General features: G+C 73.2%; 1 pseudogene. It reads left to right on the plus strand.

The annotated features are described in order from the left end of the window. Positions 1–433 (plus strand): annotated as a pseudogene (locus ELR45_RS27080) (peptidase S8); the annotation flags it as partial.

Genomic DNA, 433 nt, shown 5'->3' on the forward strand with positions numbered 1-433 from the left:
GACGCCATCGAACCGCTCGCCGACGGCCGGCTCGACCTCCGGTTGTTCGACGTCACCGACCTGATCGCGCAGGGCTACCATGACGACGCGGACACTCCCCTGCCGTTGATCGTCGAGTACGACGACGCCCCCGCGGCCCGCCGCACCGAGCCCGAGGTGCCGGTCGCACCGGGACTCAGCGTCGAGCGGGACCTTCCCAGCGTCAACGGCGCCGCGATCCAGGTTTCGCCGGGCGCCGGAACCCGTCTGTGGGAGCACGTCGCCGGCGACGCCGGCGACGGGACCGACGCGCGCACGCTCTCTTCCGGCATCGCCGGGATCCGCTTGGACGGCCGTGTGCACGCCAGCCTGGACGAGAGCGTGCCGATGATCGGCGCGCCCACGGCGTGGGAGGCCGGGTACACCGGCGACGGCGTCCAGGTCGCGGTACTCG

Source organism: Phytoactinopolyspora endophytica, assembly GCF_004138495.1.
Taxonomy (GTDB): domain Bacteria; phylum Actinomycetota; class Actinomycetes; order Jiangellales; family Jiangellaceae; genus Phytoactinopolyspora; species Phytoactinopolyspora endophytica.